A 24,091-nucleotide genomic window follows, 5' to 3' on the forward strand; every position below is an offset into this window, starting at 1 on the left:
CTCAGCCGTCCATCGAGGCGGTGCCCTCGAAGGTCGCCTTCATCGGGTCGAGCGGGATGTCGTCCCAGGAGTCGGCGTTCATGAACTCCTCCCACCGGTTGTAGAAGAACCGGTGGTTCTGCTCGGTGACGAACCGGTCGGAGATCTGGCCGGGGAACACGTCGTCGGTGTGGGTGTTGCCGATGCCCATGTTGACGTACTGCCCGATCTCGCGGGCTCCTGCGTACTTGCCCGAGCTGGAGACCTGGCTCCAGTTGTCGATGTCGTCGGACTCGAAGTGCCCGCCGGCGCCGTTCTGGGCGGCGTGCTCGAGCGCTACCGCACGCTGCTTGTCCGGCGTGTCGGCGGCGTTGGTCATGCTGAAGTGCCAGAACTCGGTCTCGTTGGGCCCGCGTGGGATGACGATCCGGAAGCCGAGGACGGTGTTCGGGAAGAGGCTGTGGGTACCGAGCATGAGCCCGTCACCGCGCAGCTCACCGAGCCGCTCGATGGCCTCCCGATGGTTCTCCGCCGTCGAGTCGACGCCGTAGGGGTTGCCGTCGAAGCTGTCCTCGGGCAGCCGGAAGAACGCGACCTGGTGGCCGTTGACGAACGCCGCGCGCCCCTTCTTCTTCCACAGCACGTCCGACGTCATCCGGGGTGCGCCCATGATCCGGGTCAAGGCGTTGGCGGCCGACGCGTGCGAATACGGCACGTGGTACCAGTCCGAGCAGTTGTCGACGGCTGTCTTCCAGTTGATTGGGATGACCCACTTGTGCGGTCCGAAGGCCTTGGTGCCCTGGGCACTGCGGTTGAACTCGAGGTCGAGATACCAACGGGCATCCCCGAGGTACTCCTCCAGGCTCGGAGCCTGCTGGTCCCAGGTGGCGAAGATCAGGCCGGCGTACGTCGCGACACGCGCCCTCTTCAGACCCAGCTGCGCACGATCGATCGTGCCGTCGTAGAGCTCCTCCTCGCCGGGGACCCACTCGAGCTTGCCGTCCAGACCGTAGGTCCAGGCGTGGTACGGGCACACGAATGACTTGCAGTTGCCGTCGTCGGTGCGGACGACGCGAGCGCCACGGTGCCGGCAGATGTTGAGCATCGCGTTGACCTGGCCGGTCTTGTCACGCGAGAGGATGACCGGCTGCTCACCCATGTAGGTGTGGAAGAAGTCGCCCGGCTTCGGGATCAGGCTGTCGTGACCGATCAGCAGCCAGGCGCGGCCGAAGACCTTCTCCATCTCCTCCTTGTAGATGTCCGGGTCGCAGTAGATGGTCGGGTCGAGACGGCCCGTCTCTTGATCGATGACGTTGTACTTCTTGGTCTTCACAGGGCTGCCTTTCAGAAGAAGATCGCGAGGTTCTTGTCGAGGATCACGTTGGCGTCGAGCACGACGGTGCGGTCGGAGATCTTCCACGAGCCGTCGACGGGGTGAAGGACGTCCTGGCGGTAGCCGGAGTAGAGCGCGGTCGCGGTCTCGCCGTGCGATCGGTGGCAGATGAACGCCGTCTTGGCGCGCACCGTCCCGTCGTCTTCGACGCTCTCGATCAGGAGGTTGCCGACGAGGTGGCGGGTGCGCGACGGCGGCTCCTCGGCCCACGCCGTACCGGACTCGAGGCGCTGGATCCGGACCTCCATGAGCTTGCGAGAGTCCTCGAAGTAGGGCAGATCGGTGCCGCGGGCCGGGATCTCGCGATCGAGCTCCTTGCGGTTCACGTTCCTGCGCCGCGGCATGTAATAGACCATCTCCTCGGTGAAGAGGTCGAGCCACTCGCGCAGCTTGCGATCGTCGAGGAGCCACGCCTCGGCGATGTAGAAGCTGTTGATCGTGGACCACAACGTCTCATCGAAGAGGCCGCTCAGTGCACTCTTGGTCGTGACAGTCATTACTTACCCGCCTTGCCTTTCGGTGCTGAGGATCGGGGTTCGAGCCCCTGATCGAGACAGTAGGTTCGCGATCCGGCGCGCCTCATGTCCCGTTCCGGCCAACGGACTGAGAGCCCATATCGACACGTCGTGTTAACGCGGTGCCGTCACCGGAAACGGGTGCGAAACCTCGGGCGTGGGTGCGTTCGCAGCGATCAGGCCGCGCTCGCGCAACTCGTGCCACAGCTGCTCCGGCACCACCTCCGCGAGCGCCGCCGCGTCCTCGACGACGCGCTCGGGCCGGGTGGCACCCGGGATCACCGCGGCACTCGTGATGGGCGCCAGACAGAACTGCAGCGCCACTGCCTTGATCGACACGTCGTACGCCGCCGCGACCCGTCCCACCAGCGCGATCCTGTCTCGGACCTCCGCGGTGATGGGGCGGTAGTCGAAATTCGGGCCGCCGACCAGGGCGCCCGAGCTATAGGGCCCCCCGACCACCATCTCGACGGCTTGCTCCTCGGCCTGCTCGAGGAGCCGCTCCAGGGCCCGGCGGTGGTCGAGCAGGGTGTAGCTCCCGGCGAGCAGGAAGGCGTTGGGACGGACCTCCTCCAGGTCCAGGGTGACCTCGACCGCCTCGGTCCGGTTGACCGCCATCCCCCAGGCATCGATCACGCCTTCGTCTCGGAGCCGGTCCAACACCGGGAACGCGCCGCGGCGACACTCCGCCAGGCGGTCGATCCAGGCGTCGCCGTACACGTTGAGGGCGACGTCGTGCACGAACACCACATCGAGCCGATCGGTCCGCAGCCGTCGCAGGCTGTCCTCGATCGAGCGCAGTGTCGCGTCCGCCGAATAGTCGTCGACCACCACCTGCGGCAGTCCGTGGGCGAAGATCGCGTCGGGGGGTAGGTCGGCGTCGCGAATCTCCGCAGTGACGACGCGACCGACCTTGGTCGCCAAGACGTAGTCCTCACGCGGCCGGCCGGCCAGCGCATCCCCCAGTCGGCGCTCCGAGAGACCTGCGCCGTAGATCGGCGCGGTGTCGAAGAAGCGGACCCCTGCCTCCCACGCGACCTGCACGGTGCGATGTGCCTCATCGTCGGGCACCGCCCTGAACATGTTGCCCAGCGGCGCACCTCCGAATCCGAGCCGGTTGCTCGCAAGCTTCTTCCGCAACATTCCTTCGTCCTTCGGTTCGACGTGCCGATCGCGGGGCCACGTGAGTGTGAGCCCCGCGATCGACTGGTGGATGGCCCGGGATCAGCTCCCGACGGTGTACTTGAGCTGGTCGAAGCTGGTGATCTTCCGGTCCTGCGGCGCGATCCAGCTGTCGACGTTCGACTTGTCGTAGCCGGTCGAGGTGACCGTCACGTTCTTGGGGGCCTTGCCCTCGGCCGCCAGCTCGGCATCGGCGAAGAACACCCAGCCGAACTCAACACTGTTCGGGTCCCAGGTCCGGGTCATCCGGCCCTCTTTGACCGCCTTGATCGCCGCCGCGTCACCGTTGGTGCCGAAGATCATGACACCGTCCGACGTACCGTCAGAGACCTTCTTGCCCGCCGCGATCACGGCCGCCGAGGCACCGAGAGCGGAGGTGTCGTTGTAGGACCACACCGCGTCGGTGTCCGGGTAGCGCACCAGAGTGTCGGTGATCAGCTGCTGTGCGCCAGCCGGCTGATCGGAGGTGTTGGAGACATGGGCAACGACCTTGAGGCCGGCCGCCCCGGCCTGCTTCTTGAAGCAGTCCACAGCGCTGTCGATGGACGGTACGCCGTCCAGGCCGATGGTGACCACCGTGCCGCCCGGGTACTTCGCGGCGATCATCTTGGCGTCCTGGTCGGAGGGGCCACCGCTCTCGCAGAGCTGACTCTGCGTCCAGACGGTCGAGGAGATCCCGTTGTCATTGGAGTTGGTCCCGATCAGCGGGATCTTCGCGTCGACGACCTGCCCGTAGATCCCAGCCGTCGACCCCGGGTCGAGCGTCCAGGTGCCGATCACGTCGGGCTTCTGCTGGAGCATCGTGGTCATGTTGGCGATCTGCTTGGACGGGTCCACGTTCGAGTCCAGCGAGGTGTACGTCGACCCCGACAGCTTGGCGGCCTGGGAGGCCCCCAGGTCGAACATCTGCTGGCCGACCTGCGCCTGGACCGGCGAGGCGTAGGCGACCTTGATCTTGGTGGTCGGGATCGGCCCAAGTGAGGTCGAGGTGCCGGCCACCGGCGCCGCGGCGCTCTCCGTGGCCGCCGCTGCCGTGACTGCCGGAGCGTCCGCTGTGGTGGAGCCGCTGGAGCTGGAGCAGGCCGCAAGGGCCATCGCCGCCACCGCGCTGACGGCGACCGCGCCCATCCGTGTCTTTCGCATCGCAATGCCCTTCTGTCTTCGTTTGGTCGGTGCTGGGTTGGGTGTGCGCCGCAATCCGAGAGCGAGCAGGGGTGGCCCGCGGCAGGGGGCCGAGTCGCAATACCGCCGTGGGATTGCGAAGTGAGGGAGACCGCGACCCTGTGCCGCAGGTAGGGGTGGACGCGCTGGAGCCGAGAGGCCCAGCTCGTTAGCGGGAGGTCGAAGCCGCTACTGGATCGACGACGGTCTGGTCGAAGGTGGTGAGGGATCGCGGGCGGCGGGTGAACCAGCCACGATCGCGGCCGGTGCTGATCAGCACCGCAAGCAGCAGGACGCCGCCGTTGACCGTGCCCTGCCAGAATGCGGAGACCTGGCTGATGGTGAGCCCGTTGGTCAGAACGCCGAGGAAGAGGACGCCGAGGACGCTGCCGAAGATGCCCCCCTCTCCCCCGGTGGCGGCGGTCCCGCCGAGGAGGACGGCGGCGAGCACGGCCATCAACAGAGTCGGGTCGGTGGTGGCGCTGGCACCGGTGAGCCGACCGACCTGGAGCAAGGCGCCGACTCCTGCGGAGAGCCCGGCGAGGATGAAGGTCATCAGGGTCACGACGGTCACGTTGATCCCGTTGATCCGGGCCGCCTCGGCGTTGGAGCCGACGGCGAACAGGGACCGGCCGTAGGCGGTGTAGCGCAGGACACCCCCAGCGACCAGGGCCAGGACGACGTCGAAGATCATGATGTAGGGGATCGGTCCGACCTCGCCGGTGACGAACGCCTTGAGTGGTGCGAAGCCGGGCTCGGAGAAGACGCTGAGGGTCGCACCGCCGTTGCTGACCAGGGCGAGTGAGGAGAAAACGGTCATCGTCCCGAGCGTGACCACCAGGAAAGACATCCGCACCCAGGCGATCAGGATGCCGTTGACCAGGCCGAGGGCCATCCCCGTCCCGAGCACCACGATGAGCGAGACCACGAATGGTTGCTGATGGGTCAGCGAGAAGCCGAACGCCATTCCGGCCAACGTGGTGGCCGAGACAGTGGAGAGGTCCAGGCCGCCGGAGATGACGACGAAGGTCGCCCCGATCGCCAGCACCAGCACCACCGAGTTGGTCGAGACCAGGTTGGTGATGTTGGACCAGGTCATGAAGATCGGTTGCGTCGCCCAGAAGTAGACGATGACGGCTACGAAGGCGACGACCAGGCCGGCCTGCTTGCCGAACAGGGCTCGAACGCCGGCAACCCAGCTCGCGCCGATGCTCGATGACTTCGAGGACGCCACAGCGTCGTCGTTGGAACTGCTCATGTCGTAGACGGTCATGATCAATCGCCTCTCCGCGGTCGGGTCGGGTCAGATGGTCGGTGGTCGGGTGGTGGTGATCGAGGTCAGGAGGCCTGGGCGTGCACGCGTCCGGCGACGGCGACGCTGGCCACCGCCTCCTCATCGACGTCGTCGGCGGTGAAGCGGCCCCGAATCTCACCCTGGTGGTAGACGACGATCTCGTCGGAGAGCCCGAGCAGCTCGGGGATCTCGGAGGAGATGATGACGATGCCGGCGCCGCTGCTCGCCAGGTCCTGCAGCAACTGGTAGATCGCGCTCTTGGCGCCGACGTCGACGCCCCGGGTGGGCTCGCTCAGCACGTAGACCTCGCACTTGCGGGCGAAGACGCGTCCCAGGACGACCTTCTGCTGATTGCCCCCGGACAGCGTGGAGATCGCGACGCCGGAGTTCGCCGCGACGACGCCGTACTCCTGCATGCTGGACTCGACCCGGCGGCGCTCGGCACCGAGCTGGAGGATGCCCAGCTTGCTGGTCTGCTGCAGCCAGGAGAGGCCGAAGTTCTCGGCAACGCTGCGCCCCGGCAGGATGCACTGACCCTTGCGGTCCTCGGGGACGAACCCGATGCCGGAGGCGAGCGATGCACGCGGGGTGTCGACGTAGGCTGTTCGTCCGGCGACCACGATGTCACCGCGGCTGGGAAGCACGCCGCCGAGGGCGAGACCGAGTTCGGACTTGCCGGAGCCGACGAGCCCGGCCACCCCGAGGATCTGGCCCTTGCGGACGGTGATGTCGGTGGCCTTGAGAGAGCCGTCGAGGCTCTCGAGTCCGCGGACCTGGAGAACGACCTCGCCCTGCTGCACGTCGCGGGTCCCGAAGTAGTCCTGCAGGTCACGCCCGACCATCATCCGGACGAGCTGCTCCTCGGTGGTCTCGGGGAGCGGCACCTCGCCGACGAGGTGGCCGTCGCGGAGCACTGTCGCACGCGTCGCCGAGCGGTAGAGCTCCGGCATCCGGTGGCTGATCATCAGGACCGCGACGCCCTGGCCGGCCAGCTCCTCGACGATGGTGAGGAGTCGGTCGGTGGCCGTCTCGGAGAGGGAGCTGGTGGCCTCGTCGAGGATGAGCAGTCGTGCGTCGGTCGAGAGCGCCCGGGCGATCTCGACCTCCTGCTGCAGCTCGATGCTCAGGCTCGAGACCCGAGCCGTCGGTGAGACGTGGACGCCGAGGCGGTCGAGGATCCGGCGGGCGTCACGCTTGAGCCTCGCCCAGTCGATCAGTCCGAGCCGGGTGCGCGGCAGCCGGCCGAGGTAGATGTTCTCGGCGACGGTCAGGCTCGCTGCGAGGCTCAGCTCCTGGCTGATCGTGACGATGCCGTGGTCGAGGGCGACCGCGGGGTTCGTGATCCGAACCGGTTCGCCGTCCAGGAAGAGCTCGCCCTCGTCGGCCTGGTAGAGGCCGCCGACGATCTTGGAGAGGGTCGACTTGCCCGAGCCGTTCTCCCCGGTGAGTGCGTGGATCTCTCCGGGATAGATGTTGAGGCTCACGTTCTCGAGTGCGCGCACGCCGGGGAACGACTTGCTCACGCCCTCGACCCGGATGAACGGCTCGATCGCCGTGTCGGATCCGTGCTGGCCGGTCATGGCTCTCTCCTCCCTGGTCTCTTGCGGATTGGTCTTCGAGCGATTCGCTCGATGCTCTGCAGTGGTGGTGTGGCAGTCAGTGTGCGGAGGGTGATCGCCACCGGGATGACGTGGTCCGCTGGGCGAAAAACGCTGCGCAGTTGTTTCCGACCCGAAACATTTCGAAGATCAGGAGCGCCGGTGCGCGACGACCCGCTTGGCCAGCCGGCGCAGGTCGACCGACTCGTCCATCAGCTCGTCCGCCGACACCGGCACGTCGGCCTCCATCAGCTTCATGCCGGCCCGTACGTCGCGGCCACGGTTGACCGCGAACACCCCGGCGACCCGATCACCGTGAAGGTGGAACGCCGCGAACGAAGCGCTGTCACGGTCGCCGCGCACGATCACCTCGTCCGCCCCACCGAGCTCTCCGGCGGTTTGGATGTTGAGGTCGAACTGGTCGCTCCAGAACCACGGTGGCTCGCGTCGGGGCGGCTCCTGGTCGAGCATCGCCGCAGCGGCGATGGCCGCCTGATCCTGGGCGTTCTGGTAGGACTCGTAGCGGACCAGCCGATCCCCCGACCATGACGGCTGGACGGTGACGTCGCCCGCCGCGAAGACGTGCCGGTTGGTGGTGCGGGCCCCGGCGTCGACAACGATCCCACCGTCGACCTTCACTCCGAGCCCAGCCGCCAGCGCGGTGCGGGGGCGCATGCCGACGCCGACCACGGCGAGGTCCGCCTCCAGCACGGTGCCGTCGTCAAGCTCGACATATTGGACGCTCGTCAAGCCGCCGAAGCTCGCGACCCCGACGCCGGTTCCGATCCGTACGCCCTGGGTTAGGTGGTGTTCGGCGATGAAGCCGCCCCATACCGGCCCGAGCCCGCGTGCCAGCGGCACCGTGGCGGCCTCGACGACGGTGACGTCGCAGCCGAGCATCCGGGCGCTGGCCGCGACCTCAAGCCCGATGAACCCTCCACCGACGACGACCACCCGCCGGCCCTCGGCGAGCAGCGGGGCCAACTCGACGGCCTCGTCGATATCGCGCAAGGTGAAGATCCCGTCGAGATCCGCGCCGGGCAGGGCGAGATCGACCGGGCGACCGCCGGTGGCGAGCAACACCTTGTCCGCCCGGATCCGCGCGCCGGACGCGAGGACGACCTCGCGCGAGTCTGCGACGATCTCGACGACCCTGTCTCCGGCGACGAACTCGACGCCGATCTCCTCCCAGTCGTGGCGGAGGGTGAGGGCGTCGAGCCCGGTCCTGCCCAGGAGAACCGCCTTCGACAGCGGCGGTCGTTCATAGGGCGCGTGCCTCTCCTCACCGATCAGTACCAAGCGACCGTCGAAGCCGCGGGAGCGGAGGGACTCGGCCGCACGAAGCCCGGCAAGGCTCGCTCCGACGATGACGAACACCTGTCGAGACATGCCCAGGATCCTTTCCTTGAATGTTTCAGCGGGGTCGCTGACCTCGGGTCAGTCCGGGCGGATCAGGAGGCGCGCGACATCGCCATCGCGATGCGTCGCGCCTGGGTCACCATCGCCGCCTTCATCTCCGGCGGGACACCGGTGTGCTGGCTTCCGAGGCCAACGGCGATCGCGCCGATCACCCGGCCGCCCTCGGTCAGGATCGGGACCGCGATCGCGCACGAGTCCATCCGAATCTCGTTGCGCACCCACGAGATGCCGGTGCGCCGGATCTCTTCCATCTCGCGAAGCAGCTTCTCCGGTCCGCCGATGGTGAACGGCGTCAGCGCGACCAGCGGCTGGGCGACGACCGCCGCGAAGACCTCGGCCGGGCTGAACGCGAGGATCGCCTTGCCCGCGGCGGTGCAGTGCATGGGTGCCCGGGTTCCGACACCCATCCAGTAACTCGAGTGGTCCTGACCGGGCGCCCAGATCTTGTCGACGCAGCGCACACTGCGCCTTCCGTGCGGCACGGTCAGGTTGACCGTTGTCCGGAAGGTGGCGAACAACTCCGCGATGTACGGGTGCCCGACATCGGCGAGCGTGGCCGACTTGGGTGCCATCTCCCCCAGCTCGGCCAGCCGGATGCCGAGCTGGTACTGCCCGTCGACCCGGTTGACCAGCCCCCACTCGACCAGCTCGGAGCAGAGTCGGTAGACGGTGGTCTTGGAGATCCCGGACTCACGGGCCAAGGAGGTCAGCCCGAGGGGCCCGCGCGCGCCCAGGGTCTCCACGAGTCGGCGGACCTTGTCGATCACCGACTCGACGGCGAGATCATTCTGCATGGTGGTTCCATCAAGCCGGCGTGCTTCTGTCATCGTCGCTCTACCGTTCAGCTCTGCGTTCTTGTCCTTCAAGCGGGTATGCGTCGTTGCGGAGCCCACAGCCATCATCGGTTGAAAGAATTTTCAATTTGTTTCAGGAATTGGTCGTCCCGGCGTCGAGGAAGGTCGTCACAATGCCGACGAAGTCGTGCGGACGCTCCTCCTCCATGTGGTGCCCCGCCTCGTCCTGGAGATAGACGTCGGCATGCGGCGCGATGTCGGAGAGCAGCACCGGGTAAGAGTCCTGAACGAAGACGTCCTGCTTGCCGTAGAAGAAGAGGATCCGGGCCTTGACGGTCGCGAGCTTCGCCTCAAGGTCGTCCGGCTGGCCCCACGCCTCACGCGCCGAGCCGAGGTAGCGCTGGCCCGGGGTGAGGCTGTAGAGGTACCGGAGCTCGACGTTCGTCTCGTTCACGGCTGCCGGGTCGAAGTACTCCAGCCGCGTCATGATCGCGACGATCTTCTCCCGGGAGGGGCCGTCGCCGGCGTAGTAGTTCGTCCAGGCCGTCGCGCCCTCCTCCCCGAGCTCGGGGGTTTTCGCACCCCGGCCGCGGGCGACCGGCTCGCTGCCGGTGACCACCATCTTGCGGACCAGGTCGGGGCGATCTGCCGCCAGCGCGATGGCGGCCGATCCGCCGATCGAGTTGCAGATGAAGTCCGCACCGACGATCCCCAACTGGTCGAGCGCCGCGGCGATCTTCGAGGCGTGCCAAGTCCATACCGGGCCTTGCGCATCGGCCTGGGTGGAAAAGCCATAGTTCTGCATATCCAGCAGGATCACGCGGCGGTCAGCGGCCAGGAGAGGAGCCACCGTCCAGAAGTCGGTCCACGACGTACAGCCCGGGCCCCCACCGTGCAGCAGGACGGTGGGCTTGCCCTCGCCCAGCTCCGCGACCCAAATCTCGTCGCCGGCGCCGGACGGCACCAAACGCCCCTCGGGCGCACCGAGCGCGTAGGCGTCGGGGATGGTCGCGATGGCCGGTGGGTTGATCGTCATGATGCTCCTTGAATCGCTGGTGCGTGGGGTTGGCTGCAGTCTCATGAGGCCGATCGACGTCCGTCGGCACGGAGTCCGTTCACCGGTCCGGGTTCTGTAAACCCTGGGTAACGCCTCAGCCGCGGAGCTTCTCGACGACGCATCCCTCGCGGCCGCGCAGGTCGACATAGACCGTGCCCTCGACCACGACCACGGGGTACGTCGCCACCGGCTCGGTCGCGGGAAGGGTGAGCGCCTCACCGGTCTTGATGTCGAACTTCGCCGCGTGCAGCTCGCACTCGACGGTGCCGTCTTCGATCCATCCGTCGCCCAGGGAGTACTCCGAGTGGCTGCAGGTGTCGTCACTGGCGAAGTAGCCGTCCTCGATGTGGTAGACCGCGACCGGAGGCTTCAGCGGCAGGACGATCGCAGCGTCCAGGTCGATCGCGTCGGCCGGACCGGCGTCGTACCAGTCGGTGAGGTTCTCGGCGGTCGGGTACGGGTCGGCCATGGTCATGCCGCCAGCCCCTTCGTGGTGTTGCGGGTGAGGAACTCGAGCACGGCGGATGCCCACTCGTAGGGGCGCTCCATCGGTGGCCAGTGTCCGCACTCGTTGAGCAGCAGCACGTCGGCGGTGGGCATGTTCGCCAGGAACAGCAGCGCCTGCTCGTATGGCACCATCCGGTCGAATCGGCCGTGGATGACCAGCGCCGGGATGGTGAGGCTGCTCAGTGCGGTCACGTTGCTGTGCGGGACGCTGACCGAGCGCTCGTTGGCCTCCCAGTGATCCATGTGCTCGGCCCGGAACGCGAGCAGGTCGTCGATCAGCTCTTCGGTGACGTTGGACTGGTCGAACCACAGGCCCTTCATCAGTCGAGTCAGCTTCTCCCGGTTGTGTGGATCGGCCTGACTCTCCTCGTGCAACCGCCAGGTCTCACCCGGGAAGTTGGCCAGCAGGTAGGGGTCTCCACCGGTGGAGGCGTGGCAAGCGCCGAGCACGAGGGCCTCGACGCGGTCAGGGTGCTGGAGCGCGACGTCGAGTGAGGTGGTGGCGCCCTGGGACGTCCCAACGCAGGTCACCTTCCCCAGACCCAGGTGGTCCATCACCCGGATGACCGCACGGACCGACACGTCGTGGGTGGGCTCGTGGTAGGTCACCGGGCCGGTGTGACCGTAGTTCGTCAGCTCCACCACGATGCAGCGCCGATGCTGCGCGAGGATCTCGAGGGCGTCGCGATAGAGGAGCCACGCCGTCGAGCCGGGCTGAGGGCCCCAGGCCGAACAGAGAACCAGGGGCTCCCCCTCCCCCAGGTCGAGGTAGTAGATCGGGCCTTCAGGCGAGTCGATGGTGTGTGCGATCCCCTCGGGCGGGAGGAGGTCGCGCGGGCCGATGAGCTGGGTCGCCGTGTTCATGATCGGGGCGCCTTCCTGTTCTGGTTGCGAGAACATTGACCGGCGAATGTTTCGGCGCAATCGCATCGTCCGCTGAGCGAACCGAGCGGTTGACCGGCAGCGTCGACTTCGAGCCAATGTGCACCATGGACAAGACCCGCCAGCGACGTCGGATCAGCGCTCGCACCGCCGCGGCGACCGCCTACGTGACCAGCATGACGTTGGCTTCGCTCGACTCGCACGTGGTCAACATCATGCTGCCCACGCTCACCCACGACTTCCACTCCTCCCTCGGGTCGGTGAAGTGGACCGTGCTCGTCTACGTGCTCGCGATGGCGATCGCGCTCCCGGTGGCACCCTGGCTCAGCGGCCGCTTCGGCGAGCGCCGCGTATTCATCGGCGCGACCCTCGGATTCGCGCTCGCCAGCGCGGCGTGCGGCGCCGCCCAGTCACTGGAGCAACTGGTGTCCTTCCGCGTACTCCAGGGTATCGGCGGCGGCCTCGTCGGACCGCTGGCGACCGCCATGCTCTACCGGACTTACCCGCAGAGCGAGCGGCCGCGGATCACCCGGCTCCTGCTGGTGCCGATCGCGCTCGGGCCGGCTCTCGCACCACCCTTGGGCGGGTTCCTGGTCGAGCACCTCTCCTGGCATGTCGCGTTCTACCTCAACATCCCGATCGGGCTCCTCACCGTGTCGATGGTGTGGGTCGGGCTCGACGCGGACGATGGCAACGAGCGACTGCCGCTCAACGTCGGTGCCCTGGTCACCGCCGGCCTCGCCCTCGGCGGGACCATCTACGTCCTCGGCAAGGGACCCGAGGACGGCTGGAGCGACCCGCTGGTCCTCACGACCGCGGCCGTCGCGGTCGCCGCGATGGCGCGATTCGTCACGATCGAGTGGAGCACACCCCACCCGCTCCTCGGGATCACCCTCCTGCGCGAGCCGGTCTTCCGGTTCTCCAACATCGCCACGATGCTGCAGACCGTCGGATGGCTCGGCGGCCTGTACTACGTCACCCCGCTCGTGCTGCAGGACGTCGGTTCCCACTCGCCGCTGGTCGCCGGGCTGGTCCTCACCTGCATTCCCCTCGGCGTGATCATCTCGACCCAGACCGTGGCGCGGGCCCATGACCAGATCGGCCCACGGATGCTCACCATGGTGGGGCAAGGGGGACTGGCCGCCGCGCTGGTCGTGCTGGCCACCTTCGACGGGGCGACACCGTTATGGCGCTTCTGCCTGACCGTCTTCTGTGCTGGAGTGTTCAACGGGATGGCGATGGTGAGTCTGCAGGCCTCGATGTTCACCAACATCCCCGACTCCGCGCTGTCCCAGGCAGCCACCATCCTGAACGTCAACCGGCAGGCCTCCACCGCCCTCGGTGCCGGGATCGCGACAGCCATCATCGCCGCGGGAGCCGTCGGAGGCGGTCTCGCCGACGTCACGTATTACCAGGCTGCGTTCCTGGTGGCGGCTGTTGCCTCGCTCGGGGCGGGAGCTGCTGCGATCGCCCTGCCCGGTCGGGCCGCGCCGGTCCTCTCGGCGCTGGTCGAGCCCGCCTTCGAGAGCACCGCGCCCGTCCCTCGAGCACCGCGATGGTGACCGGTGGAGTCTGCCGAACTCGATTCAGTACCGCTTCTGGATCAGTACGACGACGTCGCCGACCGCGACACCGAGCCCCGCGACGATCGGCCCGAACGACTGCGCCACACCGGCCGTGCCACGGGTTCAGTCCGCACCGAGGACACCATCGCCAGGGCGACCGCCGTCCAGATCGCCTGGGTACTCGCCGCCGATGGGGAGGCGACGTTCTCGCTGTCGGACGCGTCCTGCCCGAGCGGATGGATCCCACGCAGCACTTCGACCCGGACGACTGCCCCCGCGGGCTCGGACCTGCCGGCTCCCCAGGAAACGCGATACTCAGAATGCCCTCCGAACACCTTCGTGCGCCGTGCTGTGCGAGCTCGCCCTAGTCGCCGGCTCCACGGCGTTCGCCATCAACCTCAGAGACGTCCCTCGGACTCGAGGAACTCGTGGACGTGGCGAATGGCCACGGAGCCCTCGCCGACGGCGGATGCGACGCGCTTGACCGAGCCGCTCCGGACGTCGCCGACGGCGAAGACGCCCCGGTGGCTCGTCTCGAACAACCCCTCGCGGCCGTCGGCGGGCGGTCCGGTGAGCACATACCCCTTCGAGTCGAGCATGATCTGTCCCTGCAGCCAGCTGGTGTGCGGGGCCGCCCCGATCAGGACGAACAGGGCTCTGGTCGCCACGCGATGCTTCTCGTCGGTCTGAAGGTCGTGCAGCAGCACTTCTTCGAGCCCTTCGTCTCCGATGAGCTCGGCCACCTCGCTGGTGCGCCAGATCGTGATGCGCGGCGATTGCTCGACGCGGTCGGCGAGGTAGCGCGACATGTCTCGTCGGAGGTCCTCGTGGCGGATGACGAGGTTGACCGCCGGCGACCGCCGGGCGAGGAAGCAGGCGGCCTGGCCCGCGGAGTTGCCGCCGCCCACGACGGTGACCGGGTCCCCCCGGCACAGACGGGCCTCGAACTCCGTCGCGGCGTAGTAGACGCTGCTGCCCTCCAGGCGCTGCATCCCCGGGACGTCCAGGCGTCGGTAGCGCACGCCGGTGGCGACGAGCACCGCATGCGCGGTCAGATCCTCCCCCTCCGCGAGCCCCACCAGGTGGTAGCCGTCGGCCTGGGTCAGGGAGGTCGCCTCGCCGGGGATGTTGAAGACGGCGCCGAACTTGCGGGCCTGCACCAGCGCGCGATCGGCCAGCTCCGCCCCGGAGATGCCGGCCGGGAATCCCAGGTAGTTCTCGATCTGGGACGAGGTGGCCGCCTGCCCGCCGGTGGCGAACGCGTCCACGACGACCGTCGAGAGCCCTTCCGATGCGGCGTAGACGGCCGCTGCCAGGCCGCCCGGGCCCGCGCCCACCACGACAAGGTCGTACGCCGCGCGGCTCGGCGCCGCTCGAAGGCCGAGGAGCTCGGCCAGCGCCGTGGTGCTGGGGTTGCGCAGGACGGTCTGTCCCTTCCAGATCACCACGGGTGTCTGGTCAGGCGGGATGTCGAACGCCCGCAGGGTGGCCTCGGCGTCGGGATCCTCCTCGACGTCCTCCCAGCGGCATGGAATGCGATTGCGGCTCGCGAAGTCCCTCAGTCGACGGGTGTCGGCCGAGAAGCGAGACCCGATGATCCGGAGGCCGGCGCCGAGGTCGGCATGGATGGTGCGTCGGAGGATGAAGGCGCGCAGGATCAGGTCTCCGAGCGCCTGATCCTGGCTGACGGCCTGCTTGAGCTGGTCGTACCGCACCTCCAGGACGTCCACGTCGGTCTGGGCGACCGCCGTGACGTAGACCGCCTGGCCGGTCAGGATCGACAGATCACCGACGAAGCGACCCCGCCCGTGGACGGCGATCACGCGCGACCCTTGCTCGGGGCTCTCCTCCTGGAGGACGCGGACCTTGCCGTCCAGGACGACGAACAGACCGCAGTCGCGGTCCCCCGCGCAGAAGAGCCTGGTGCCCTTGGGCAGCGACTTCCGCTCGCCGAATCGCGAGAGCAGCATGACCTGATCGGCGCTGAGTCGGGGGTAGGCGCCGGTGGTGTCGGGGGTCTCGGGAAGGTCCGGGAGGTCGGCGTCAGACGAACTGCTCGTCGACATAGCACCACCTCCAGTCCTCTCCCGGCTCGATCGAGCGCACGATGACGTGACCCGTGGTGGCGGCGTGAGCGCGCGCGTGTCGCATCGGTGAGGAGTCGCAGCAGCCGACCTGCCCACAGGTCAGACACTGACGCAGGTGCACCCACGTGGTGGAGAGCCGCAGGCATTCCGGGCACACGCGCCGGGTGGGCGGTGGAACGGGCATGATGATGCCGAGGTGCGGATCCTCCCCAACGCGCGTCGGGTGGGCGGTCATGACGCACCCGTCGGGAGCCTGGACTCGAGCCACGAGCGCAGCTGGTGCTCCGGAAGCGCGCCGATCTGCTTGTCGAGCACCTCGCCGCGGCTGAGAAGGATCAGCGTCGGGATCGACCGGACCTCGAACCGCTGGCTGACCGCAGGATTGTCGTCGGCATTGACCTTGACCAGCTTCAGATTGCCGGCCAGCTCCCCGGCCAGCCTCTCCAGAGCCGGGCTCACCATGCGGCACGGGCCGCACCACGGAGCCCAGACGTCGACCAGGACAGGCAGGCTCGACTCGTCCACGACGGCGTGGAACTCGTCGTCGGTCGCGTCTACCACCCAGCGCAGCGGAGTGCTGCACTTCCCGCATCGAGGCGTGCCGTCGGCGACCGCCGGAACGCGATTGATCGTCCCGCAGTTGCTGCACTCGACCTCTGCCGTCTTCGCCGTCGTCCCGCTCATGCGCCGGCCCTCCCTGGTGACGGGTTGCCGCCCGCGGTCACCGTGATCGCTCCGTTGGTGACGTCGACCAGGATCGTCCCACCGTCGGCTGCGTCCCCGCGCAGCAGCGCCCGGCCGACCTGCGTCTCCACCTCGCGAGAGATGAGGCGTCGCAGCGGGCGCGCCCCGTACGCCGGGTCGAACCCCTCGTCGGCGATGAAGCGACGCGCCTCCGCCGTGACCTCGAGCGTGATCCGCATGCCGGCGAGCCGCTCGTGCAGCTCCTGGAGCTGGAGGTCGACGATGCGCTCGATCTCGGCGAGTGTCAGCGGCTTGAACATCACGATCTCGTCCACTCGGTTGAGGAACTCCGGACGGAAGTGGGACTGCAGGGTCCGCATCACCATCGAGCGCGCGTCGTCCTTCACCTCGCCGCCCGCGGTGACCCCCTCGAGGAGGTACTCCGAGCCGATGTTGGAGGTCATGATCAGTACGGTGTTGCGGAAGTCGACGGTGCGACCCCGAGAATCGGTCAGGCGGCCGTCGTCGAGCACCTGGAGCAAGGTGTTGAAGACGTCGACGTGGGCCTTCTCGATCTCGTCGAGCAGCACCACCGCGTAGGGCTTGCGGCGTACGGCTTCGGTGAGCTGCCCGCCCTCCTCGTAGCCGACGTAGCCGGGAGGTGCTCCGACCAGCCGGCTGACCGTGTGCCGCTCCTGGTACTCGCTCATGTCGATCCGCACCATGTTCTCCGCGGTGTCGAAGAGGGCGGCGGCCAGCGTCTTGGCCAGCTCCGTCTTGCCGACGCCGGTGGGCCCCAGGAAGATGAACGACCCGATCGGCCGCTGGGGGTTCTTGATGCCCGCCCTGGCGCGGACGACGGCGTCTGCCACCAGCTGGACCGCCTCGTCCTGGCCGATCACACGTTCGTGGAGGACCTCGTCGAGGCGTAGCAGCTTCTCGCGCTCCCCTTCCTGCAGGCGCGAGACCGGGATGCCGGTCCACCGCGACACGATGTCGGCGATCTCGTCGGCGGTCACGACCTCGCGCAGCAGGCGGCGGCCACCCTGCTTGCCGGCGAGTCGGGACTCGGCCGCCTCCAGCCGGCGCTGGATCTCCGGCAGCTGGCCGTGGCGCAGCGACGCTGCTCGGTTCAGGTCGTACTCGCGCTCGGCTCGCTCGCTCTCCAGCCGTACCTGTTCCAGCTCCTGGCGCAGAGACTGCACCTCGCGAAGCGCCGAGCGCTCGGCCTCCCACTGCGCGCGCAGGGCGTCGGCTTCGGCCTTCGCGTCGGCCAGCTCCTTGCGAAGCTCCTCGAGGCGAGCCTTGCTCGCCTGGTCCTCCTCCTGCGCGAGTGCCGCCTCCTCGATCTCCATCCGGGTCACGCGCCTGGTGAGCTCGTCGAGCTCGGCCGGCATCGAGTCGATCTCGGTTCGCAGCATCGCGCAGGCCTCGTCGACGAGGTCGATGGCCTTGTCGGGCAGGAAGCGGTCGGAGATGTAGCGGTGGCTCAGGGTCACCGCGGCGACCAGCGCGCCGTCGTGGATCTTCACGCCGTGGAAGACCTCGAACCGCTCCCGGAGCCCGCGCAGGATGGACAGCGCGTCCTCCTCGTCGGGCTCGTCGACCAGGACCGGCTGGAAGCGGCGCTCGAGGGCTGCGTCCTTCTCGATGTGCGCGCGGTACTCGTCCAGGGTGGTCGCGCCGATCATGTGCAGCTCGCCCCGGGCGAGCAGGGGCTTGAGCATGTTGCCGGCATCCATCGCACCGTCGGCACCGCCGGCACCTACGACGGTGTGCAACTCGTCGACGAAGAGCAGGATGTGCCCCTGGGCGCTCTGCACCTCGTTGAGCACGGCCTTGAGCCTCTCCTCGAACTCGCCACGGTACTTCGCCCCGGCGATGAGCGCTCCCATGTCCAGGGCGAAGACGGACTTGTCCCGCAGGCCCTCGGGCACGTCCCCGTCGGCGATCCGCTGGGCCAGACCCTCGACGATCGCCGTCTTGCCCACCCCGGGCTCCCCGATGAGGACCGGATTGTTCTTGCTCTTGCGGGACAGGATCTGCACGGTCCGACGAATCTCGGAGTCCCGACCGATCACCGGCTCCAGCCTGCCCGTCGCCGCTGCGACCACGAGGTCACGGCCGTACTTCTCCAGCGCCTCGTAGGTTCCCTCGGGTGTCGCCGAGGTGACCCGCTGGTGACCGCGCACCTCGGTCAGTGCCGCCAGGAAGGTGTCGCGGGTCAGCCCCTGAGCGTGCAGGAGGCGCCCGGCGGTCGATCCCGAGCCCTCCTCGACCAGAGCGATCACCAGGTGCTCGACCGACACGTACTCGTCCTTGAGTCTCCGGGCCTCGCGATCGGCGGCGTCGAGCAGCCGCGAGAGTCGCTGCGTGATGTGCACCTGCCCCGGCGTCACGCCCGGCCCGCTCACCCGTGGGCGCCGGCCGAGCTCGGCTTCGAGCTGCCCGCGCAGACCGTCCGGATCGGCCCCTGCCCGTGCGAGCAGCGGAGCGACCAAGCCCTCCGCCTGGTCGAGCAGCGCGAGCAGCAGGTGCTCTCCGTCCACCTCCGCGTGGCCGAAGCGCAGTGCCTTCGTCTGGGCGTCGTGCAACGCCTCCTGCGACTTCTGGGTCAATCTGTTCATGTCCATGGAGCGCCTCCTCGTCGTGACATGCGTCGTTGTGCCCTCTCCAGCTCCGCGATCCGGTCGAGCAGCTCGGCGACCAGTCCGACGGCGCAGTAGCTGAGGTTCAGGCTGACCCGCAGCCGCTGGATCCGGGCCATCTCCTTGACCTGGGAGGGGCTGAACCACAACCCGCCCTGCGCGTCGCGGGTGACCTCCAGCAATCCGAGGGCCACCAGCCGACGCACGAGGTCGGGATGTACGCCGGTGACCTGTGCGTAGCTGTCCAGGCTGAGCCGGTAGGGCCGAGCAAGGGCGAAGTGCGTGATCGCTGTCATGCTCGGCTCCTCGCGTCGAAGCTGGACACCTTCGCGAGCTCCTCGAAGAGTCTTCGCTCCTCGTCGGTGACGGTCGTGGGCACACGGATCTGCAGCTCGGCGTAGAGATTGCCCGGCGCGCCTCGTCTGTTCGGAAGCCCGCGGCCCTTCAGGCGCAACGAGCGGTGGCTGGATGAGCCCGCCGGAACCTTCACCGTGGCGGCTCCACCCGGGGTCTCGACGGAGACCGAAGCGCCCAGGGCGGCCTCCCACGGAGCGACCGGCAGCAGGACGCGTAGATCGCGACCCTCGACCCGGTACCGCGGGTGGTCGGCGATCCGAACTACCAGGAAGAGGTCGCCGGGCGCCGCCGAGCCACTGCCAGGGCCGCCCTGGCCGCGCAGCCGGATCCGCTGACCGTCGACCACCCCCGGCGGGATGGTGACGTCGATGGTGCGTGAACCGTCCGGACCATCGATCGTGAAGCTGCGCTCGGTGCCGTGGTACGCCTCCTCGACCGAGACCTCCACCTCCGCTTCGTGGTCGGTGCCCGGGACCGGGCCCGGCCCCCAACTGCTCCGGGACCGACCGCCGAAGATTCCCCCGAGCAGGTCCTCGATATCGATCTCCTCGCCGAAGCCACCGGCCGCGAAGCCTCCCGACGGCCCCGACCCCGACGGCCGGGCGCCCGACGGCCGGGCGCCCGACGACCAGCGGCCGCGCGCACCTGCGCCGGCGTCGGCATAGGTTCTGGCCTGACGCCAGGCGCTCGGATCCGCATCGGGAGGGACGCGCCGGAAGTCTTCGCCGAAGGCGTCGTAGCGACGACGCAACTCGGGATCCGACAGCACGTCGTAGGCCTCGGCGATCTCCTTGAACCGCTCCTCGGCCCCGGTCTGCTTGTTGACGTCGGGGTGGTTCTGACGCGCCAGCCTGCGGTAGGCGCGCTGGATGTCGGCCGGGTCGGCGTCGCGTGCGACCCCGAGGACCTCGTAGAAGTCCCTGGCCATCAGGGTGCCCTGGTCGCCACCACGACCGCGGCCGGACGCAACAGCTTCTCGTCAGGTCCGTACCCGGGCCGCACGACCCGAGCCACGGTGCCGGGCGTCAGCGCGTCGTCGGACACGGTGCCCACCGCCTCGTGCACGGCGGGGTTGAAGGCCCTGCCGTCGTCCTCACGACGGGGGTATCCGAGATCGGCCAGGACGCCGACAGCCTGAGCGAGCACGGCCCGGACGCCCTCGACCACTGAATCGGGATCGGATGCCGCGTGCTCGAGCGCCCGCTCCAGATTGTCCAGGACGGGCAGCCAGCTGGCGGCCACGGCGGCCCGCTCCTGCTGCCGGCTACGGGCCACGTCGCGTGCGCACTGCTTGCGGAAGTTGTCGAGCTCGGCGGCGGTACGTCGCCACGCGTCCTCCAGCTCCGCGATCTGGCGCGCCGGGTCGACGCGCTCGGACGCGTCGTCCGCCGGCGCTTCGTCGCCCAGGGCCTCGTTGCCCGGGGCCTCGTCGCCCGGGGCCTCGGTGGTCGGTGCCTCGTGATCGGACATGGCCGTCAGTGGGAGGTGAACTCGGCGTCGATGACGTCGTCGTCACCGCTGTCCGAAGCCTCGTCGGAGGCGCTCGCCGGCCCTGTCGCCGGCCCTGTCGACGGCCCTGTCGACGGCCCGGCACCGCCACGACCTGAAGCGTTCAGCGCCTGGTTCATCTGGTGGAGCTCTCCGGTCAGGGCGCGGAGGCGGTCCACCGGCTCATCGCCCTCGACAGCCCGGCGGGCCTCCTCGACCAGCATCTCGGCACGCGCCCGGTCGTGCTCGGCAACGGACGCGCCAGCCTCTTCGAGGGTCTTGCGCACCTGGTAGGCGACCGAGTCGAGCTCGTTGCGGGCATCGACCCGCTCGCGTAGGGCGGCGTCCTCACCCCGGTGGGTCTCGGCGTCCCTGATCATCCGGTCCACCTCCTCCTGACTGAGCGTGGAGGTCTCGCTGATGGTCACCTGCTGCTCGGCACCGGTGTCCTTGTCGCGGGCCGAGACGTGCAGGATGCCGTTGGCGTCGATGTCGAAGGTCACCTCGATCTGCGGCACCCCGCGCGGCGCCGGGCGGATGTTCTCCAGCCGGAACCTGGCCAGCACGCGGTTGTCCGCTGCTCGTTCCCGCTCGCCCTGCAGTACGACGACGTCGACGGCGGACTGATTGTCCTCCGCGGTGCTGAAGATCTCGGTCCGTCGAGCCGGGATGGTGGTGTTGCGCTCGATGACCTTGGTCATCACGCCACCCATCGTCTCCAGACCCAGCGACAGGGGCGCTACGTCGAGCAGCAGCACGTCCTTGACGTCGCCCTTGATGATCGCCGCCTGCACGGCCGCGCCGATGGCCACGACCTCGTCCGGGTTGACGGTCATGTTGGGGTCCTTGCCACCGGTCAGGCGGCGTACCAGTGCCTGCACCGCCGGGATCCGGGTGGACCCGCCCACCAGGATGACCTCGTCGATGTCGTCTGCGGTGACCTTGGCGTCGGCCATCGCCTGCTTGACCGGACCGAGGCAGCGCTCGACGAGGTCGGCCGTGAGCTGCTCGAAGGTGGACCTCATCAGGTTGACGTTGAGGTGCTTGGGTCCGGAGGCGTCAGCGGTGACGAACGGGAGGTTGACAGCCGTCTGGGTCACCGCCGACAGCTCGACCTTGGCCTTCTCCGCAGCCTCGAACAGACGTTGCAGGGCCTGGGAGTCGTCACGGAGGTCGATGCCGTTGGACTTCTTGAACTCGTCGGCCAGGTAGTCGACGATCCGTCGATCGAAGTCGTCGCCGCCGAGATGCGTGTCCCCGGCCGTCGATCGAACCTCGACCACGCCGTCTCCGACGGAGAGGATGCTGACGTCGAACGTGCCACCGCCGAGATCGAAGACGAGCACCGTCTCGTTCTCGAGCTTGTCCATCCCGTACGCGAGGGCAGCGGCCGTCGGCTCGTTGATGATCCGGAGGACCTCGAGTCCGGCGATCTTGCCAGCGTCCTTCGTGGCTTGGCGCTGGGCATCGTTGAAATGCGCCGGGACGGTGATGACCGCCTCGGTGACCCGCTCGCCGAGGAACTTCCCGGCGTCCTCGACCAGCTTGCGCAGCACGAGGGCCGAGATCTCCTCGGGTGCGTAGAGCTTGCCGTTGACCTGGAAGCGCGCCGCACCGTCGGGGCCGGCGACGACGTCGAAGGATGCGGCGGTCATCTCGCTGCTGACCTCGTCGTACCGGTGCCCGATGAAGCGCTTCGCCGAGTAGATCGTGCCCTTCGGATTCAGGATCGCCTGCCGCCGGGCCATCTGCCCGACCAGACGCTCGCCGTTCTCCAGGAAGGCCACCACCGACGGTGTCGTCCTGTTGCCCTCTGCGTTGGGGATGACCTGCGGCTGCCCACCTTCGGTGGCCGCGATCACCGAGTTCGTCGTTCCCAGGTCGATGCCGACTGCCCTAGCCATGACCACTCCATTCGCCGGAAGCTCGTGTCAGGGCCATGCTTCGCGCGCACACCTGTCGCCGGCATCCCGTGAACGGGTGCTTTGGCGGAGGGTCTTACGCCGGGACCTTGTCGGCGAGGATGTCGATCTTCTCGATGTGGGGCTCGGTGAAGAGCACGCCGGTGTTCGGCCCGAGCGCCTGTCCCACGCCACCGGCGAGATGGGCATCTCGGGCCGCCTCGTCCGGGAACGCGTCGTACACGCCGAAGGTGGAGGGGCCGAACCGGATGGCGAACCACGTGACGGTGCCTGGCTCGTCCAGAACGATCGACCGCGCTTGGGTGAGGAAGTCAGCGAGTTCCTCCTCCTTGCCCGGCAGTGCCTCCAGACGTACGAGGAGAGCTTTCATCAGCATGGGTCGGACTCCTTTGTCTGCTGTGGACGACGCCGTGGACGACACCGTGGACGACGCTGTGGCCGGCGGTGGCGAGTGGACGCCGCGCCGAGCACTTCTCTTCGGCCATGCTTCTCAGGTCCGTCGCCGCCCTGCATCCCGCACATGGGTGATTCTTGCCGGGCGGATCCGTCCCGATCCTCTCCGGCTAACCGTTGGGCAGGCCGTGCCGCAGCGCCAGCACCGTCAGCTCGACGCGCGAGTGGACGTCGAGCTTGAGGTAGATGTGCTTGAGGTGGGCGTCGACGGTATGGCGGGAGACGGAGAGCTTCTCAGCGACCTGGCGGTTCGTCACCCCGCGGGAGACGCACGAGACGATGCGCAGTTCGGCGCCGGTGAGCGACGCCCATCCGTCGTCCTTCCCGTCCTCGCCGTGCGCCTCTACCCGAACCAGCGGATACCGGACCGCCGCGGCCGCCCTGGCCGCCGGCACGTACTCCATCGGGTCCATGTAGTGGGGGTTGTCGATCACCGTCCGGTCCAGCAGAACCTTGGGGTGGGTATGGAGCACCTCGACGAGCATGTCGGCGCCGAACTTCCTCAGGTCGTAGAGGCACATGAGGATGGCGGGCACTTCCTCGACGACGTGGTTGAGCGACGACTCGTAGACGAACAGGTCCTCCCAGCCCGGGGCGCCCGACAGCACCCACGATATCTCGCCGACGGCTCTGAGGAAGTCGAAGTCGTCTGCGACAGCCACCTCCACGCTCGCGGCGAGGAAGCTGACCATGTCGTCGACGCTGAACGCACCCGAGCGGAGGTAGGCGTCCGATGATCGCTCGACGTCGAGTTGCGCCCATCGTCTCGAATAGTCCGGCCCCGGCTGACCCACGGCCCGGTCCCGGACCAGCTCGGGCTCGACGTCGTCGATCAGGCACAGACACTTGTCGCCTTGCCGCAGTCCCTCCTCGAGGAAGGGGTAGAGCAGTCGATCACGCTCGGCCGGGCCCGAGTAGAGCGCGCAGAAGTGCGTTCCCGGACTCACAACGCCGACCCCGGGAATCCCGAGGCTCAGACCGTCCATGGCCGCCACCGTTCACCGGATGAGGCAGAGACCATCATCGTACGCGCGTTTGGTCCGGCGGTCTCCCCTGCGTCGTCCCCGATCGGGGAGGAGTCTTGCCAGGTCGACGAGCTCCGAGCC

At 68.3% G+C, this 24,091-nt stretch carries 22 protein-coding genes; 1 reads left to right on the top strand and 21 read right to left on the bottom strand.

The genetic code is table 11. The features are described 5' to 3' along the window. Position 1: 1 nt before the first annotated feature. The 11 genes from P5P86_RS12495 to P5P86_RS12545 form a co-directional block, all read right to left on the bottom strand. Positions 2 to 1,312 carry an aromatic ring-hydroxylating oxygenase subunit alpha gene (locus P5P86_RS12495; RefSeq protein WP_280607766.1) on the bottom strand — a complete coding sequence of 437 codons (1,311 nt, stop codon included), beginning with the start codon at positions 1,310 to 1,312 and terminating at the stop codon, positions 2 to 4. A gap of 11 nt (positions 1,313 to 1,323) precedes the next feature. Next, positions 1,324 to 1,869 carry an aromatic-ring-hydroxylating dioxygenase subunit beta gene (locus tag P5P86_RS12500; protein ID WP_280607767.1) on the bottom strand — a complete coding sequence of 182 codons (546 nt, stop codon included), beginning with the start codon at positions 1,867 to 1,869 and terminating at the stop codon, positions 1,324 to 1,326. 132 nt (positions 1,870 to 2,001) lie between these two features. Then, a complete protein-coding gene (locus P5P86_RS12505; RefSeq protein WP_280607768.1) occupies positions 2,002 to 3,030 on the bottom strand; it encodes an aldo/keto reductase in 1,029 nt (342 codons plus the stop codon). 81 nt (positions 3,031 to 3,111) lie between these two features. Continuing rightward, positions 3,112 to 4,212 (bottom strand): sugar ABC transporter substrate-binding protein, encoded by a 1,101-nt coding sequence (locus P5P86_RS12510; protein ID WP_280607769.1) that lies wholly within the window; start codon positions 4,210 to 4,212, stop codon positions 3,112 to 3,114. Between the two features lie 187 nt (positions 4,213 to 4,399). Further along, positions 4,400 to 5,503, bottom strand: a complete 1,104-nt coding sequence (locus P5P86_RS12515) for an ABC transporter permease (RefSeq protein WP_280607770.1) — start codon at positions 5,501 to 5,503, stop codon at positions 4,400 to 4,402. 65 nt (positions 5,504 to 5,568) lie between these two features. Next, positions 5,569 to 7,104, bottom strand: a complete 1,536-nt coding sequence (locus tag P5P86_RS12520) for a sugar ABC transporter ATP-binding protein (RefSeq protein ID WP_280607771.1) — start codon at positions 7,102 to 7,104, stop codon at positions 5,569 to 5,571. A gap of 168 nt (positions 7,105 to 7,272) precedes the next feature. Then, a complete protein-coding gene (locus tag P5P86_RS12525) occupies positions 7,273 to 8,511 on the bottom strand; it encodes an NAD(P)/FAD-dependent oxidoreductase (protein ID WP_280607772.1) in 1,239 nt (412 codons plus the stop codon). A gap of 62 nt (positions 8,512 to 8,573) precedes the next feature. Further along, a complete protein-coding gene (locus P5P86_RS12530; protein WP_280607773.1) occupies positions 8,574 to 9,335 on the bottom strand; it encodes an IclR family transcriptional regulator in 762 nt (253 codons plus the stop codon). A gap of 133 nt (positions 9,336 to 9,468) precedes the next feature. Further along, positions 9,469 to 10,371 carry an alpha/beta fold hydrolase gene (locus P5P86_RS12535; protein ID WP_280607774.1) on the bottom strand — a complete coding sequence of 301 codons (903 nt, stop codon included), beginning with the start codon at positions 10,369 to 10,371 and terminating at the stop codon, positions 9,469 to 9,471. Positions 10,372 to 10,486: 115 nt separating this feature from the next. After that, the gene (locus tag P5P86_RS12540) at positions 10,487 to 10,867 is read right to left on the bottom strand and encodes a non-heme iron oxygenase ferredoxin subunit (RefSeq protein ID WP_280607775.1); all 381 of its coding nucleotides are present in this window, start codon (positions 10,865 to 10,867) and stop codon (positions 10,487 to 10,489) included. Continuing rightward, a complete protein-coding gene (locus tag P5P86_RS12545; protein WP_280607776.1) occupies positions 10,864 to 11,763 on the bottom strand; it encodes an alpha/beta fold hydrolase in 900 nt (299 codons plus the stop codon). Before P5P86_RS12545 ends, P5P86_RS12540 begins: the two co-directional genes overlap by 4 nt. A 125-nt stretch (positions 11,764 to 11,888) precedes the next feature. Here P5P86_RS12545 and P5P86_RS12550 point away from each other — a divergent pair, with 125 nt between their 5' ends. After that, positions 11,889 to 13,343, top strand: a complete 1,455-nt coding sequence (locus P5P86_RS12550) for a DHA2 family efflux MFS transporter permease subunit (protein ID WP_280607777.1) — start codon at positions 11,889 to 11,891, stop codon at positions 13,341 to 13,343. A 401-nt stretch (positions 13,344 to 13,744) separates the two neighbouring features. Here the strand turns inward: P5P86_RS12550 and P5P86_RS12555 are convergent, their stop codons facing one another. The 10 genes from P5P86_RS12555 to P5P86_RS12600 all read right to left on the bottom strand — a co-directional run bounded on the left by P5P86_RS12555 (position 13,745) and on the right by P5P86_RS12600 (position 23,971). Next, positions 13,745 to 15,412 carry an FAD-dependent oxidoreductase gene (locus P5P86_RS12555; protein ID WP_280607778.1) on the bottom strand — a complete coding sequence of 556 codons (1,668 nt, stop codon included), beginning with the start codon at positions 15,410 to 15,412 and terminating at the stop codon, positions 13,745 to 13,747. After that, positions 15,390 to 15,668 (bottom strand): UBP-type zinc finger domain-containing protein, encoded by a 279-nt coding sequence (locus P5P86_RS12560; protein ID WP_280607779.1) that lies wholly within the window; start codon positions 15,666 to 15,668, stop codon positions 15,390 to 15,392. Before P5P86_RS12560 ends, P5P86_RS12555 begins: the two co-directional genes overlap by 23 nt. After that, a complete protein-coding gene (gene trxA / locus P5P86_RS12565) occupies positions 15,665 to 16,117 on the bottom strand; it encodes a thioredoxin (RefSeq protein WP_280607780.1) in 453 nt (150 codons plus the stop codon). The genes P5P86_RS12560 and trxA overlap by 4 nt, the downstream gene beginning before the upstream one ends. Further along, positions 16,114 to 18,750 carry an ATP-dependent chaperone ClpB gene (gene clpB, locus P5P86_RS12570; protein ID WP_280607781.1) on the bottom strand — a complete coding sequence of 879 codons (2,637 nt, stop codon included), beginning with the start codon at positions 18,748 to 18,750 and terminating at the stop codon, positions 16,114 to 16,116. The genes trxA and clpB overlap by 4 nt, the downstream gene beginning before the upstream one ends. Continuing rightward, positions 18,741 to 19,061: a chaperone modulator CbpM gene (locus tag P5P86_RS12575; RefSeq protein ID WP_280607782.1), complete on the bottom strand. Its 321-nt coding sequence runs from the start codon at positions 19,059 to 19,061 to the stop codon at positions 18,741 to 18,743. Before P5P86_RS12575 ends, clpB begins: the two co-directional genes overlap by 10 nt. Beyond that, on the bottom strand, positions 19,058 to 20,050 hold the full coding sequence (locus P5P86_RS12580; protein WP_280607783.1) for a DnaJ C-terminal domain-containing protein: 993 nt from the start codon (positions 20,048 to 20,050) through the stop codon (positions 19,058 to 19,060). The genes P5P86_RS12575 and P5P86_RS12580 overlap by 4 nt, the downstream gene beginning before the upstream one ends. After that, positions 20,050 to 20,592: a nucleotide exchange factor GrpE gene (locus P5P86_RS12585; protein WP_280607784.1), complete on the bottom strand. Its 543-nt coding sequence runs from the start codon at positions 20,590 to 20,592 to the stop codon at positions 20,050 to 20,052. Before P5P86_RS12585 ends, P5P86_RS12580 begins: the two co-directional genes overlap by 1 nt. Before the next feature lie 5 nt (positions 20,593 to 20,597). Further along, positions 20,598 to 22,514: a molecular chaperone DnaK gene (dnaK, locus tag P5P86_RS12590; protein ID WP_280607785.1), complete on the bottom strand. Its 1,917-nt coding sequence runs from the start codon at positions 22,512 to 22,514 to the stop codon at positions 20,598 to 20,600. Positions 22,515 to 22,608: 94 nt separating this feature from the next. Further along, positions 22,609 to 22,908 carry a putative quinol monooxygenase gene (locus P5P86_RS12595; RefSeq protein WP_280607786.1) on the bottom strand — a complete coding sequence of 100 codons (300 nt, stop codon included), beginning with the start codon at positions 22,906 to 22,908 and terminating at the stop codon, positions 22,609 to 22,611. Between the two features lie 187 nt (positions 22,909 to 23,095). Beyond that, positions 23,096 to 23,971, bottom strand: coding sequence for an MEDS domain-containing protein (locus P5P86_RS12600; RefSeq protein ID WP_280607787.1), 876 nt, complete (start codon positions 23,969 to 23,971; stop codon positions 23,096 to 23,098). Positions 23,972 to 24,091 lie beyond the last annotated feature (120 nt).

The organism is Nocardioides sp. BP30, from assembly GCF_029873215.1.
GTDB lineage: Bacteria > Actinomycetota > Actinomycetes > Propionibacteriales > Nocardioidaceae > Nocardioides.